Origin of the sequence: Marinobacter sp. (genome assembly GCF_052094685.1) — a bacterium.
In the GTDB taxonomy this organism is placed as follows: Bacteria; Pseudomonadota; Gammaproteobacteria; order Pseudomonadales; family Oleiphilaceae; genus Marinobacter.
In genome coordinates, this window is record NZ_JBQDKB010000024.1 from 24,828 (window position 1) to 39,909 (window position 15,082).

A 15,082-nucleotide genomic window follows, 5' to 3' on the forward strand; every position below is an offset into this window, starting at 1 on the left:
TACTCAAAAGCACTCTTAGGCCACCCGAGGCACTCTACTTGCCAGAATGAGCCTTACGAGGTCTACCGGATCCTCTCTGCGACTTACCTGCACCGCCCCGAGCTTTATCAGAGTTACCGCTGCGGGCGGGCTTACTGTCACTCACATCCCAACGCCGGGTTCCGGGTTTTCTGGCGCCACCACCTGGGCTCTTTCTTCTCTGCCGCTCGTGCGCTGCCTTTTCGTCCGGTGTTTTCTGCGGTATATCAACAGAGGCAAGCCCGACCGTGCGACTAAGCGCATCCACTGCCTTTTGGTCTAACTCTTCCCACTTACCAAGTGTCAGTCGGCTAGGTAGGAAAATGGGCCCATAACGTACCCGCTTCAAACGGCTTACACGCACGCCTTGGGATTCCCACAAACGTCGAACTTCACGATTACGGCCTTCCAGAAGCGTTACGTGGAACCAACGGTTCATTCCGCTGCCGCCCGCTGGGCTGATATCGCTGAACTTGGCCAGACCGTCTTCAAGCAGTACACCCGCCATCAAGCGTTCAATCATGGCGTCATCAACCTCACCAAACACTCTGACGGCATATTCACGGTCAATCTGACTAGAAGGATGCATCAATCGGTTGGCCAACTCACCATCTGTGGTGAACAGTACAAGCCCCGTGGTATTGATGTCTAGCCGGCCGATGGATATCCAACGGGTATCTTTGAGCCTTGGCAGACGGTCGAAAACCGTTGGCCGCCCCTCAGGGTCTTTGCGGGTGGTTAGTTCGCCTTCGGGTTTGTTGTAGATCAGAACCCGACGCACCGTGACAGCCGCCCCGGCAACATCCAGGCGCTTTTCGTCCAGCTCAAAACGGTCGTTCACCGTGGCCTTCTGACCCGGTTCCGCAGGATCACCATTTACCGTAAGACGCCCAGACTCCATCCAGCCTTCAATTTCCCGGCGCGAGCCGATACCGGCCCGGGCAAGGAGTTTTTGGATCCGCTCCGGGCCTTCGTTCGTGGCCGTATCTGCGGCCGGTTTTGCTTTTTTTCCGGGGCGTTCTGACGCCATGAAAATAATCCTTAGTCGCTGACTGATACCCGAATGGTATCAGTGAATTGTCTGGTCTGGAGGGCTTTCGTCCGCGGGCTCTGGCGGTGCTGAATCAAACGTAATCTCAGCCTGAATATTCTTTTCGATCTCCCGGCCTATTTCGTCCAAATCTCGTATCTCGGATAACGGCGGCAACTGACCCAGGCCAGAAAGATTGAAATAGTCGAGAAACTGCCGGGTTGTCGCATACATGGCCGGCCGGCCTGGAACATCCCGGTGCCCAACAACGCGCACCCACTCTCGCTCAAGTAAAGTACGAATGATATTGCTGCTTACCGTAACACCCCGAACGTCCTCAATCTCACCACGGGTGATGGGCTGACGATAGGCAATCAAAGCAAGAGTTTCCAGCAGGGCTCGGGAATATCTCTGAGGCTTTTCCTCAAACAAACGGCTGACCCAAGGCGCAAACTCCTCTCGAACCTGAAGACGGTAGCCGCTGGCCACTTTACGTAGCTCGAAGCCACGTCCTTCACAGGCACTGCCAACGAGCATCATTACATGCTCCATGATCTGCCGGGTCGGGCGCTCATCTTCGGTAAACAGCTCTCGCAGCTGATCAAGAGTCAGGGGCCTACCTGCCGCAAGTAGCGCCGCTTCGGCAATAACCTGAACTCTGGAAAGATGCTCTTCATTCATGATGGTTCTCCATAACTCTCCGCACAACTCTCCCGTTTTCGGGGCGGAGTGTTCTACCGGGCGGCCCGTGCACGCACGTGAATCGAGCCCAGCACTTCTGCTTGTACTAACTCAATCAGCTGCTCTTTCACCAGCTCCAGCGTTGCTATAAAGGTAACCACTACCCCAAGCCGCCCTTCTTCTACGGTAAACAGGCTTTGAAAAGCGACAAACTGATCGTCCTGTAACGTCGCCAGAATGGCTGACATCCGTTCTCGGGTGGACAATCGTTCCTTTTCCACATGATGACTGGTAAAAAGATCCGCACGCTTCAGCACGCCTTGGAGCGCAAGCAGCATGTCCTGCATATCGACATCCGGGTGGGGCTGATTTGAAGCTAACTGTGGCAAAGCAGCAGATGCAGGCAAGGTGTCTCGCTCCATGCGCGGCAGTGCATCAATATCCTCTGCAGCCTGCTTGAACCGCTCGTACTGTTGCAGCCGGCGAATCAGTTCTGCTCTTGGATCCACCTCTTCATCTTCATCGCACTCCTGCCTCGGCAAAAGCATGCGAGATTTGATCTCTGCCAGCGTAGCTGCCATCACCAGATATTCTGCAGCCAGATCAAAGCGCATGGCTTCAACCGCTCCAATGTAGTCCATGTACTGCCGGGTGATGTCGCTTACGTCGATGTCCAGAATGTCCATATTCTGGCGTCGAATGAGGTAAAGCAGAAGGTCAAGAGGGCCTTCGAAAGCCTCAAGAAACACTGCAAGGGCATCCGGCGGAATATACAGGTCGCTGGGGAGATCAACCAGCGGCTTGCCTGACACCCGTGCCACCGGCGATGACTCGGGGTTATCGATAGCTTAAGCCCATGGCAGCTCGTACGTCCTCTAGCGTATCGCGGGCGGCATCTCTGGCATGTTCACGCCCTTCTTGCAGAATCGAGTGCACAAGGTCTGGATTGCCTTCGTACTCTTTAGCTCGCTCATGTAATGGCCGCTGCTCTTCAACAATGGCTTCAATCAGTGGCGCTTTGCACTCAAGACAACCGATACCCGCGTTGCGACAGCCAACCTCAACCCACTCTTTTGTGGCCTCATCAGAATACACCTTGTGCAGGCCCCAAACCGGGCACTTCTCGGGCTCGCCCGGATCTGTGCGTCGAACGCGCTGGGGGTCAGTTTGCATGGTACGAATTTTCTGGGCCACACTGTCTGGCGCTTCTCTTAAGCCAATGTAGTTATTGTAGGATTTGGACATTTTTTGCCCATCCAGCCCCGGCATTTTGGATTCCGGTGTCAACAATGGTTGGGGTTCTGGCAAAATAATCTTTCCGCCCCCTTCAATATAGCCATAAAGACGCTCGCGGTCGCCAAGGGAAATATTCTGCTGCTCCTTAAGCAGGGCACGAGCAGTATCAAGCGCTTCTAAATCGCCTTCTTCCTGATAGCGTCTTTTAAGAGTGCGGTAAAGTTTGGCATTTTTCTTACCCATCTTAACGATGGCCGATTCTGCCTGCTCTTCAAACCCTATTTCACGCCCATAAATATGGTTAAAACGGCGCGCGATCTCTCGGGTAATTTCAACGTGGGACACCTGGTCTGCTCCCACCGGTACCCTGCCCGCTCGATACATCAGTATGTCGGCGGTTTGCAGAAGCGGGTAACCAAGAAAGCCGTAGGTTGCCAGATCCTTTTCCCGCAATTTTTCCTGTTGATCTTTGTAAGTGGGAATACGCTCTAACCAACCCAGTGGCGTAATCATAGATAAAAGCAGGTGCAATTCTGCATGCTCTGGCACCTGGGATTGAATAAACATGGTAGACGAGCCTGGATTGACCCCAGCGGCCAACCAGTCGATCACCATGTCCCAGACGCTTTGCTCGATACCCGAAGGATCATCGTACTGAGTGGTTAATGCATGCCAGTCTGCTATAAAGAAGAAGCACTCGAATTCGTGCTGGAGTTTCACCCAGTTTTTTAGCACACCATGGTAGTGGCCAAGGTGAAGCTTGCCGGTTGGCCGCATACCTGACAAAACCCTTTGCTGGGAATCTACTGAACTCAAAGCACAAACTCCTTCTTTTGAATAGGATTCGCCCATAGTAGATCAGACGACCCGGCATTATAAATAAAAAACCCCCGCTCTGCAGAACAGAACGGGGGGTTTTAAGAAAGAAATCCGCTTACCAGCCGGTTACTTCCTTCAGAGCCTTGCCAATCTCGGCCAGACTGCGCACGGTTTTAACACCGGCGTCGTTCAGGGCCGCAAACTTTTCGTCTGCAGTGCCCTTGCCGCCGGAGATAATCGCACCGGCGTGGCCCATACGCTTGCCCGGAGGTGCAGTAACACCGGCAATGTAGGAAACCACTGGCTTAGTCACGTTTGTTTTGATGAACGCCGCCGCTTCTTCCTCAGCCGTACCGCCGATTTCACCAATCATCACGATGGCTTCAGTTTGCGGGTCGTCCTGCAGCAACTGAAGAATATCGATGAAGTTAGAGCCTGGGATGGGGTCGCCACCAATGCCTACGCAGCTAGACTGGCCATAACCGAAGTCTGTGGTCTGCTTAACTGCTTCATAAGTCAGGGTGCCGGAACGAGATACGATACCAACCTTGCCTGGCTTATGAATATGCCCTGGCATGATGCCGATCTTACTCTCACCCGGGGTGATAACACCTGGGCAGTTAGGACCGATCATGCGTACGCCTTTACGATCAACGTATTCTTTGGCATATAGCATGTCGATGGTCGGAATGCCTTCGGTGATGCACACAATCAGCTCAAGGCCGGCATCTGCTGCTTCAATGATGGCATCTTTGCAGAACGGAGCGGGTACATAGATAACGGTTGCCTGAGCACCGGTCTTCTCCACAGCTTCGCGTACGGTGTTGAACACTGGCAGGCCAAGGTGCTCTGTGCCGCCTTTACCCGGGCTTACGCCGCCAACCATTTTCGTACCATACTCAATCGCCTGCTCAGAGTGGAATGTACCCTGTGCGCCGGTAAAGCCCTGGCAGATAACCTTGGTGTCTTTATTAATCAGGATGCTCATTATTTACCCCCTGCAGCTTTAACGACTTGCTCAGCAGCATCAGCCAAACTACTAGCGGCGATGATGTTCAGGCCACTTTCAGCCAGTGCCTTGGAGCCCAGTTCAGCGTTGTTACCTTCAAGGCGAACAACCACGGGCACTTTAACGCCCACTTCTTTCACTGCGCCGATGATACCTTCAGCAATCATATCGCAGCGAACAATACCGCCGAAGATATTAACCAGTACGGCTTGTACTGCATCGTCAGACAGGATGATCTTAAACGCTTCGGACACACGCTCTTTTGTCGCACCGCCGCCAACGTCCAGGAAGTTGGCCGGACGGCCACCCGAAAGCTTGATAATGTCCATGGTGCCCATGGCCAGACCAGCACCGTTCACCATGCAGCCAATGTTGCCTTCAAGCGCAACATAGTTCAGCTCCCAAGCAGCTGCTTCTGCTTCACGAGCGTCTTCCTGTGAAGGGTCGCGCATGTCTTGCAGCTTCTTCTGGCGATACAGAGCATTACCGTCTGCGCCAATTTTGGCGTCCAGACAGTGCAAATCACCAGCCGGAGTAATAACCAGCGGGTTGATTTCCATCAGCGCCAGGTCATAGTCTTCAAACAGTTTTGCCAGACCCATAAAAATCTTGGCGAACTGGCCAATCTGTTTGCCTTCCAGGCCAAGTTGAAAGGCCAAGTCACGGCCCTGGTATGGCTGCGGGCCGACCAGCGGGTCAATTTCAGCTTTCAGAATTTTTTCAGGCGTTTCTTCCGCAACGGTTTCAATCTCAACACCACCTTCGGTGGATGCCATGAAAACGATACGACGAGTACCACGGTCGACTACCGCGCCCAGGTACAATTCCTGGTCGATGTCGGTCAGGGACTCAACCAAAATCTTGCTAACCGGCTGGCCGTGCTCGTCGGTCTGGAAAGTAACCAGCTGCTTGCCCAACCACTGCTCTGCGAACGCGCGGATGTCGTCAGTGCTCTTAACCAGCTTTACACCGCCGGCTTTACCACGACCGCCGGCGTGAACCTGGGCTTTAACAACCCAGCTGTTGCCGCCAATCTTTTCTGCAGCTGCAACGGCTTCATCTGGCGTGTCGCAGGCGATTCCCTGTGAGACAGGCAAGCCATATTCAGCAAAAAGCTGTTTGCCCTGATATTCATGCAAATTCATAGTTAGTGTCCCGCTTATTGATGGAGGATAACCACGTACGGAAGTGAACCCGCTGCTCCCCATAGGAGGAGTCTTTACTGCGAATTCGTTTCGATGAGCAGGGGATCACCTCAGCTCACCATGATCGCAACCGGAAATCAGCTATTTTTATGGTAAAGGGGCGCCTTCATGGGCGCCCCTGCTTCCTGGTTTGCGTTATTTCTTTTTGCGACGGTTCGCGACATGAATCGCGCCATCGTTAACGGCCAGAGCTGCCTCATGCACAGACTCGGAAAGAGTCGGATGTGCAAAACAAGTCAGCGCCAGATCTTCTGCACTGGAGCCAAATTCCATGGCAATAACACCTTGGGCAACGATTTCCGATGCCTGCGGCCCTACAACGTGGAAGCCAAGAATCCGGTCGGTTTTCTCGTCAGCAATGATTTTCACCATGCCAGAGGCCGAGTTTGCAGCCATGGCGCGACCGTTGGCCGCAAACGGGAAAACACCAACCTTGTAGGCTTCACCTTCAGATTTAAGTTGCTCTTCCGTCTTACCTACCCAAGCCAATTCTGGTGATGTATAGATAACATTCGGAATGCAGTCATAGTTCACTTGGGGTTTCTGGCCAGCAATGCGCTCGGCAACCATAACACCCTCTTCGGAAGCTTTGTGCGCCAACATCGGGCCGCGAACAACGTCGCCCACTGCCCAAACACCCGGCGCTTCCGTTTTGCACTGATCGTCAACAAAGATAAAGCCACGCTCATCCAGATTAACGCCGGCATCCGCGGCAAGCAGGTTGTCGGTGTATGGCCGACGGCCCACCGCAACAATCAACTTATCAACCTTCAGGTCCTGCTTGCCCTTGCTGTCTTCATAGCTCACGTTGACCAGTTTGCGCTTGATCTCGGCACCGGTTACACGGCCGCCCATAACAATATCAAGACCCTGTTTACGGAACTGCTTAAGGGCATCCTTGGCAATCTGTTGGTCTATTGCAGGCAAGAACGTATCCTGAGCTTCCAGCACAGTCACCTCAGAGCCTAGCCGCGCCCAAACGCTGCCAAGCTCAAGCCCGATAACGCCGGCACCAATAACACCTAGACGTTTGGGAACTTCATCAAATTCCAACGCGCCTTCTGAATCGACAATGTAACCTTCTGTCATAGGTGCAGGCGGAATATCGATGGGCTTGGAGCCGGTTGCAATGATCACGTTATCGGCTTCGTAGGTTTTTGTCTTACCGTCTTTATCGGTGACTTCAACCTGACGCTTAGCCAACAACTTGCCATGGCCATATATAGAGGTAACGCCGTTGGCTTTAAACAACCCGGCGATGCCGCCAGTTAGCTGCTTAACGATGCCACTCTTGCGCTCCATCATTTTAGCGACGTCAATTTTGACATCCTTGGCGATGATGCCCTGCATCTCATAATCGTGATTTGCTTCCTCAAATTTATGAGAAATTTCCAGCAACGCCTTGGAAGGGATGCAACCCACGTTCAGGCAGGTACCACCAAGCACCTGGCTTTTGCCGTCAGCGGAACTCCACGACTCAACACATGCGGTTTTGAGGCCAAGCTGAGCGGCTTTTATGGCGGCTACATAGCCCCCTGGGCCAGAGCCAATGACGATTACGTCGTACTTGTCAGACATAGTTAGTCCTGTTTTCTGATTCGTTAAGTGTCAGCTCAGATGTCCAGCAAAATACGCGCCGGGTCCTCGAGCATTTCCTTGATAGCCACAAGGAATTGCACAGCCTCTTTGCCATCAACCATGCGGTGGTCATAAGACAATGCAAGGTACATCATTGGACGGATCTCCACCTTGCCATTCACTGCCATCGGACGCTCCTGGATCTTATGCATACCCAGAATAGCCGTCTGCGGCGGGTTAAGAATCGGTGTAGAGATAAGCGAGCCAAAAATACCACCGTTGGTAATGGTAAACGTACCACCGGTCATATCGTCAATTGAAAGCTTGCCACCTTTTGCCTTGGTGCCGTAGTCAACAATTGTCTTCTCGATGTCGGCCAACCCCAGTGCATCGACATCGCGAATCACCGGAACCACCAAGCCACGATCGGTGGAGACAGCTACGCCGATATCCTGGTAGCCGTGGTAAACCATATCGTTGCCGTCGATCGATGCGTTAACGGCAGGAAAACGCTTGAGTGCCTCGGTTGCGGCCTTGGCAAAGAAAGACATAAAGCCCAGCTTGATGTCGTGGCGCTTTACAAAGCTGTCCTGGTATTGCTTGCGCAGATCCATGATCGGACCCATGTCGACCTCGTTAAAGGTGGTCAGCATGGCTGCGGTTTGCTGCGCATTAACCAAACGCTTGGCGATGCTGGCCCGCAAGCGAGTCATCGGAACGCGCTTCTCCGGGCGTTCGCCCGCAGCAACATTTACTTCAGGCATGGCTGCCGGCGCTGCCGACTTTGAGGATCCGCCTGAAGACTGCCCGTTATCTACATGATTCTGAACATCTTCCTTAGTAACGCGCCCATCTTTGCCTGTGCCTTTAACGGCACCTGGGTCCACGTTATTTTCATCAGCAAGTTTGCGCGCTGCCGGGCTGAGAATCGCATCGCCAGAATCCTGGCTTTGCTGAGCTTTCGCTTCGCCCTTGTCAGCGCCGGCATTCTCTGCTTCTGCTTTTTCGGTCCCCGCCTTGCTCTCAGAAGCGCCAGACTTACCCTCAGCGCCTTCTTTAAATTTACCAATCACTTCGCCGCTTTCTACGGTGTCGCCTTCACCTTTTACAATCTCTTCAATCACGCCATCAGCCGGCGCAACCACTTCCAAAACTACTTTATCGGTTTCAATATCAACAATCAGGTCGTCACGTGAACAGGCTTCGCCAGGCTGTTTATGCCAAGTAGCGACGGTACCCTCTGCGACCGACTCCGGGAAAACGGGGGCTTTAATCTCAGTAGTCATTACAGTTCCTTAGTTCGGTAGCTCGTCAGATTTCGAACGCGTCGTTAACAAGTTTTTTCTGCTCTTCAATATGGACAGACATGTGTCCTGCTGCCGGAGCAGCAGAGGCCTCACGACCTGAGTACTGAAGGTTCAATTTGGGGTTAAGCCGTTGCAGCGCATTGCGCATGTGGTGCTGACTGCAATACCAGGCCCCTTGGTTCATGGGCTCTTCCTGGCACCATACAACGTGCTTCAGTTTAGGATACTGAGCCAAGACTTCGTCCAAACTTTCGTTCGGGAACGGGTAAAGCTGCTCAATGCGCACAAGAGCAACATCATCACGCTCATCGGTCTTTTTCTTTTCCAGAAGATCATAAAAAACCTTACCGCTGCAAAGAACAACCCGGGTGACCTTTTTCGTATCTGGCGCTTCCTTCTCGGGCAGCACTGTTTTGAACGTGCCCGAGGTGAGATCGTCCAGATTTGATGTGGCTTCTTTGTGGCGCAGCAGACTCTTGGGCGTAATAGCGATCAACGGCTTACGCAGAGGACGCTTCACCTGTCGACGCAACATGTGGAAGACCTGAGACGGCGTTGTAGGCACGCACACCTGAATATTGTGCTGGGCAGATAGCTGAAGGAATCGCTCAAGGCGAGCGGAACTATGCTCTGGCCCCTGGCCTTCATAACCATGCGGAAGCAGCAAGGTAAGACCGCACAAACGTCCCCACTTGAGTTCACCACTTGTGAGGAACTGGTCAATAACAACCTGGGCACCATTGGCAAAATCGCCAAACTGGGCCTCCCACACCACCAAAGTATCTGGTGTAGTGGTTGCGTAACCATATTCAAACGCCATTACCGCCTCTTCCGAAAGCAACGAGTCGTATATTTCGAACTTTGGCTGTGTATCGGAAAGCTGCGCAAGCGCAATATGCCTGGAACCGTCTTTTTGGTTGTGCAACACAGCATGGCGGTGCGAGAAGGTGCCTCGCCCTACGTCTTGACCGGTTATCCGAACAGGATGACCTTCGTTGAGCAAAGTCGCGTAAGCCATGATCTCACCGTAACCCCAATTAATGGGCAGCGCACCGGCTGTCATTTTCTCGCGATCGGTAACAATTTTGGAAACCTGACGCTGAACACTGAACCCTTCAGGAATATGAGTCAGCTTCTTGCCAAGGCTCTGGACCGTTTTTAATGGCACGCTGGACTTACACTTGGCGGTCCACTCATGGCCAAGATACGGTGCCCAGTCGACATAAAGGTCTTTATTCGGTTCTTTCACCAAAGACTTAACCACGTGTTCGCCATTGTCTAGCGCGTCGCGGTATTCGTTTTCCATTTGTTTAACTTCGTCTTCGGTCACAACATTTGCAGCAATCAGCGTCTCTGCATAAATATTGCGGGTCGTTTTCAACTTACGAATCTTTTCATACATCATCGGCTGGGTTGCAGCGGGCTCATCGGCTTCGTTGTGCCCGCGGCGGCGGTAACATACCAGATCGATAACCACGTCACGCTTGAACTCGTTGCGATAATCCATCGCCATTTGAGTCACAAAAATAACGGCATCCGGATCGTCGGCGTTTACATGCAGTATTGGCGCCTGCACCATCTTGGCAATGTCGGTGCAATATTCTGTGGAGCGGGCATCTTCCTGTTTGCTGGTGGTAAAGCCAACCTGGTTATTGATGACGATATGAATGGTACCGCCCACCCCGAACCCGCGGGTCTGGGACATTTGGAAGGTCTCCATCACCACGCCCTGCCCGGCAAAGGCCGCATCACCGTGCATGATTACGGGAACAACCTGATTACCTTGATCATCCGCGCGACGGGTTTGACGGGCGCGAACAGAGCCCTCAACAACCGGGGATACGATTTCAAGGTGCGATGGGTTGAACGCCATTGCAAGATGCACTTCGCCGCCGTGTGTCATCACGTTGGATGAAAAGCCCTGGTGATATTTAACATCACCGGAACCTGAATCGGCGAGTTTCTTGCCCTCAAATTCGTCGAACAGTTCCTTCGGGTTCTTACCCAGAGTATTGACCAGAATGTTCAACCGGCCGCGGTGGGCCATACCCAAAACAATTTCTTTTGCGCCATATTGGCCTGCGCGCTGGATAAGCTCGTCCATACAGGGGATGAGACTTTCGCCACCCTCAAGCCCGAAACGCTTAACGCCCGGATAACGGGAGCCAAGATACTTCTCCAGGCCTTCAGCTGCCGTGAGGCGCTCCAGAATATGTTTGCGGGTATTGGATTCGTAGCCTGGTTCGGAACGAACCGGCTCCATGCGCTGCTGAAACCAGCGTTTAATGCGGGTATCAACGATGTGCATATATTCTGCGCCGATGCTTCCGCAGTAGGTCTGCCTCAGCCCATCGACAATATCTCCGAGCTTCATGGTTTCGGAACCAAAGCTCAAAGACCCGGTCTGAAATGTCAGATCCCGGTCGGACTCTGACAACTCATGAAAAGACGGATTAAGATCTTCGACGTTCGGGCGCTGCCAAACCCCAAGCGGGTCCAACTTCGCTTCCTGATGACCTCGAAAACGATACGCATTAATAAGCTGTAGAACACGTGTCTGCTTTTTGTCAGCGTCTGACGTCGCACTGGCTGGCACGCCGTCACTAACAAGAAAACGCTGATTGCGGGAGAGGTGCTCGAACTGCTCGCGGATGGAAGAGTGAATGACATCACGGCCGTGATTGCCATCAACGCTCGGGAGCTTGTCAAAATAGCTCCGCCACTCTTCAGGAACGGCGTTAGGGTCTGTCAGGTAGGTCTCAAAAAGCTGCTCAACATAGGCCAGATTTCCACCTTGTAAGTGGGATGTCTGCCATAACTGCTCCATGATGCTTTCTTGCATATTGAATAGCTCACCTTGGGCTGGTGCGGGGGAGCCAAGTATGGTCGGCCAAGGGTAACTATCAGTCAATACGGGTTTTTACGGGATCGACTGTGGCCACCACACCCAACACGGGTGTTTTCCGTTCCCCAATGATTTTTTGTATTCAGCAAAGCCGCAAGAAAACAAAAATTTTCCGCCACGGCTTACGTAGTTTGCACCCGAGTACGACCTTTGACTATAAGCCTTTGGTTGAAAGCCCCGCATAAATGCGAGGCTCCGGGTTCCAACCTGATCAGGTCAGTATAACGTCTTTGCTTATCTTTGCCGCTTAAGTCGCTCGATGCAACAGAAGATTTCGAATATGACCAATAGCCCTTGTGGGGTTAAGGCCTTTCGGACAAACGCTGACACAGTTCATAATGCCCCTGCAACGGAACACGCTGAAAGGGTCATCCAGATCAGCTAAACGCTCTGCCTGAGCCGTATCGCGGCTATCTGCCAAAAAGCGGTATGCCTGCAACAGGCCAGCTGGACCAATAAACTTGTCCGGATTCCACCAGAACGATGGACAGGATGTGGAGCAGCATGCGCAGAGGATACACTCGTACAAACCATCCAGCTTTTCGCGATCTTCCGGTGTTTGCAAGCGTTCCATAGCCGGCGCCGGCTGATCGTTCACTAGGTACGGCATAACTTTTTCGTACTGCTTGTAGAACAGACTCATGTCGACAACCAGGTCGCGGATAACCGGCAGGCCTGGCAACGGACGCAACACCAGCTTACCCTTTTTGACAACCTGAGACATAGGCGTGATACACGCAAGACCGTTCTTGCCATTCATGTTCATGCCGTCTGAACCGCAAACACCTTCACGACAAGAGCGGCGATAGGCCATGGACTCATCTTTTTCTTTGATGAGATTGAGCACGTCAAGAACCATCAAGTCCTTGCCCGCCGGAAGCTCGACATCCACGTCCTGCATATAAGGGGCGCTGTCAGTTTCCGGGTTATAACGGTAAAGGCTTACCAACATAGTGTACGACCCCCTTAATAAGTCCGAATTTTCGGTTGGAAAGTATCGACAGTCTTCGGCGCAAAGTTTACATCACGCTTGCCAATACGCTTATCCAGCGGGAAGTAAAGAGAGTGCTTCAGCCAGTTCTCGTCGTCACGCTCAGTAAAGTCATTACGGGCGTGAGCACCACGGCTCTCTTTACGCTCATTAGCTGCAATCGCTGTAGCCTGAGCCACTTCAAACAAGTTATCCAACTCTAGCGCTTCAATGCGCGCGGTGTTGAACGCGCTGCTAGTGTCTGTCAGCTTGGTATTGCGAACACGCTCACCAATTACCTCCAACTTCTTTAGGCCTTCTTCCATGCTCTTGCCGTCACGGAATACGCCGAAGTATAGCTGCATGCAGCTCTGCAGATCCTTACGAACCTCAGCAACACTTTCACCTTCAGATGCGCTGTTAAGACGATCCAAGCGCGCCATAGCGCGCTTAATATCTTCGTCACTGGCACCATCCGCCTCAACGCCACCGCGCAATTGTTCTTCGATGTGCAGGCCAGCTGCGCGACCGAAGACAACCAAATCGAGAAGCGAGTTACCACCCAGACGGTTAGCGCCGTGAACCGACACACACGCCGCTTCGCCGCAAGCAAACAAGCCCGGGATTGGCTGATCATTGCCATTCTCATCTTGAGTTAGCGCCTGACCACCTACGTTGGTAGGGATACCCCCCATCATGTAGTGACAGGTTGGCACAACCGGAACTGGCTCCTTCACCGGATCTACGTGGGCAAACGTACGAGAAAGCTCACAAATGCCAGGCAGGCGCAGGTTCAGAGTTTCTTCACCCAGGTGATCCAGCTTCAGCAAAACGTGATCTTTTTCCGGGCCACAGCCACGACCTTCAAGAATCTCGATAACCATGGAGCGCGCAACGACATCGCGGCCTGCCAAGTCTTTCGCGTTCGGAGCGTAACGCTCCATGAAACGCTCGCCTTCAGAGTTAATCAGGTAACCGCCCTCACCCCGACACCCTTCCGTTACCAGCGTGCCGGCACCGTAGATGCCCGTCGGGTGGAACTGCCACATTTCCATGTCCTGCATCGGGAAGCCCGCACGCAGCGCCATGCCAATGCCGTCGCCAGTATTGATCAGCGCGTTAGTCGTAGACGCGTAAATACGGCCCGCACCGCCTGTGGCCATAACCGCAGCCTTGGATTTGATGTAAGCCACTTCGCCGGTTTCGATTTCAATGGCAACAACACCAACCACTTCATTTTTGCTGTTCTTAACCAGGTCAACGGCGTACCACTCATTCAGAAAAGTAGTGCCACCTTTAAGGTTTGCCTGGTACAGAGTGTGCAACAGTGCGTGACCCGTACGGTCAGCAGCGGCACAAGTACGCGCTGCCTGAGTAGGATCATCCGGGCCTTTGGACTGACCGCCGAACGGGCGCTGATAAATGCGACCCTGCTCAGTACGGGAGAACGGCAGACCCATGTGCTCAAGCTCGAAAACAGCCTGCGGCCCCACGGAGCACATGTACTCAACCGCATCTTGGTCGGCAATGTAATCAGACCCCTTTACGGTGTCATACATGTGCCAGCGCCAGTCATCATTGGGATCAGCGCTTGCGATCGCACAGGTAATACCGCCCTGGGCAGATACTGTGTGCGAACGAGTAGGAAATACTTTTGTAATACACGCAGTTTTAACGCCTGATTCGGTCAACTGCAGGGCCGCTCGCATACCGGCACCGCCACCGCCGACAACAATCGCGTCGTACGTCATGGTCTTGATATTAGACATCGATTAAAGCCCCCAAATAATCTGTACACCCCAGACCACATACACAAAAATCACCAGAATGAATGCCGCCTGAAACAGGTAGCGCTGCATTGCGGATTTAATGTAGTCGGTAGCAACGGTCCAAAGCCCGACCCACGCATGAGCCCCAATTGAAAGCAGAGCAAGCAACGTAAAGATCTTGAACCAGGCCTGATCAAACAGAGCCGACCAAGACTGGTAGTCCACGTCGGTTGTCACAAAAAAGCCGAGCAGAAACAGCGTATAGAAGGCTAATACGTAGGCAGAAACCCGCTGGATGATCCAGTCCTGGATGCCGTTGCGGCCAATATTGGTCACACTATTCATGCCCATACCCAGACTCCTGCCAGTACGATGAGGATGACGGAAATTACAATTGTGATCTTAGCGGCCGCACGCCCGCTCTCCAGCTCTTCACCAATACCCATATCCATGAGCAGGTGCTTGATGCCTGCAACCAGGTGATAAAGCAGAGCAGACAGGATGCCCCAGATAATCAGCTTGGCAAGGAAGCTGTTCAGCAGTTCACTGACCTGA

The 15,082-nt window shown here is 52.9% G+C and carries 13 protein-coding genes; all 13 read right to left on the minus strand.

Features of this window, described 5'->3' with window-relative positions; genetic code table 11:
• Positions 1–34: 34 nt before the first annotated feature.
• Entirely contained in the window at positions 35–1,048 is a 1,014-nt protein-coding gene (gene rluB, locus ACTH3S_RS07115) for a 23S rRNA pseudouridine(2605) synthase RluB (RefSeq protein WP_441808320.1), read from the minus strand.
• A gap of 39 nt (positions 1,049–1,087) precedes the next feature.
• Positions 1,088–1,729 carry an SMC-Scp complex subunit ScpB gene (gene scpB, locus ACTH3S_RS07120; protein ID WP_441808321.1) on the minus strand — a complete coding sequence of 214 codons (642 nt, stop codon included), beginning with the start codon at positions 1,727–1,729 and terminating at the stop codon, positions 1,088–1,090.
• A 53-nt stretch (positions 1,730–1,782) separates the two neighbouring features.
• Positions 1,783–2,574, minus strand: a complete 792-nt coding sequence (locus ACTH3S_RS07125) for a segregation and condensation protein A (protein ID WP_441808333.1) — start codon at positions 2,572–2,574, stop codon at positions 1,783–1,785.
• The gene (locus ACTH3S_RS07130; RefSeq protein WP_441808322.1) at positions 2,567–3,781 is read right to left on the minus strand and encodes a tryptophan--tRNA ligase; all 1,215 of its coding nucleotides are present in this window, start codon (positions 3,779–3,781) and stop codon (positions 2,567–2,569) included. Before ACTH3S_RS07130 ends, ACTH3S_RS07125 begins: the two co-directional genes overlap by 8 nt.
• A 118-nt stretch (positions 3,782–3,899) precedes the next feature.
• Positions 3,900–4,772, minus strand: coding sequence for a succinate--CoA ligase subunit alpha (sucD, locus tag ACTH3S_RS07135; RefSeq protein WP_441808323.1), 873 nt, complete (start codon positions 4,770–4,772; stop codon positions 3,900–3,902).
• Positions 4,772–5,938 carry an ADP-forming succinate--CoA ligase subunit beta gene (gene sucC, locus ACTH3S_RS07140; protein WP_441808324.1) on the minus strand — a complete coding sequence of 389 codons (1,167 nt, stop codon included), beginning with the start codon at positions 5,936–5,938 and terminating at the stop codon, positions 4,772–4,774. Before sucC ends, sucD begins: the two co-directional genes overlap by 1 nt.
• 195 nt (positions 5,939–6,133) lie before the next feature.
• The gene (lpdA, locus tag ACTH3S_RS07145; protein ID WP_441808325.1) at positions 6,134–7,576 is read right to left on the minus strand and encodes a dihydrolipoyl dehydrogenase; all 1,443 of its coding nucleotides are present in this window, start codon (positions 7,574–7,576) and stop codon (positions 6,134–6,136) included.
• Positions 7,577–7,611: 35 nt separating this feature from the next.
• Positions 7,612–8,862 carry a 2-oxoglutarate dehydrogenase complex dihydrolipoyllysine-residue succinyltransferase gene (odhB, locus tag ACTH3S_RS07150; protein ID WP_441808326.1) on the minus strand — a complete coding sequence of 417 codons (1,251 nt, stop codon included), beginning with the start codon at positions 8,860–8,862 and terminating at the stop codon, positions 7,612–7,614.
• A gap of 25 nt (positions 8,863–8,887) precedes the next feature.
• Positions 8,888–11,725 carry a 2-oxoglutarate dehydrogenase E1 component gene (locus ACTH3S_RS07155; RefSeq protein WP_441808327.1) on the minus strand — a complete coding sequence of 946 codons (2,838 nt, stop codon included), beginning with the start codon at positions 11,723–11,725 and terminating at the stop codon, positions 8,888–8,890.
• A gap of 310 nt (positions 11,726–12,035) precedes the next feature.
• Complete coding sequence (locus ACTH3S_RS07160; RefSeq protein ID WP_441808328.1) at positions 12,036–12,740, minus strand: succinate dehydrogenase iron-sulfur subunit; 705 nt, start codon at positions 12,738–12,740, stop codon at positions 12,036–12,038.
• A gap of 14 nt (positions 12,741–12,754) precedes the next feature.
• A complete protein-coding gene (sdhA, locus tag ACTH3S_RS07165) occupies positions 12,755–14,527 on the minus strand; it encodes a succinate dehydrogenase flavoprotein subunit (protein WP_441808329.1) in 1,773 nt (590 codons plus the stop codon).
• Positions 14,528–14,530: 3 nt separating this feature from the next.
• Positions 14,531–14,878, minus strand: a complete 348-nt coding sequence (gene sdhD, locus ACTH3S_RS07170; protein ID WP_441808330.1) for a succinate dehydrogenase, hydrophobic membrane anchor protein — start codon at positions 14,876–14,878, stop codon at positions 14,531–14,533.
• Positions 14,869–15,082, minus strand: a 214-nt coding sequence (gene sdhC / locus ACTH3S_RS07175) for a succinate dehydrogenase, cytochrome b556 subunit (protein WP_441808331.1), incomplete at its 5' end; no start/stop codon positions are given. The genes sdhC and sdhD, both read right to left, overlap by 10 nt.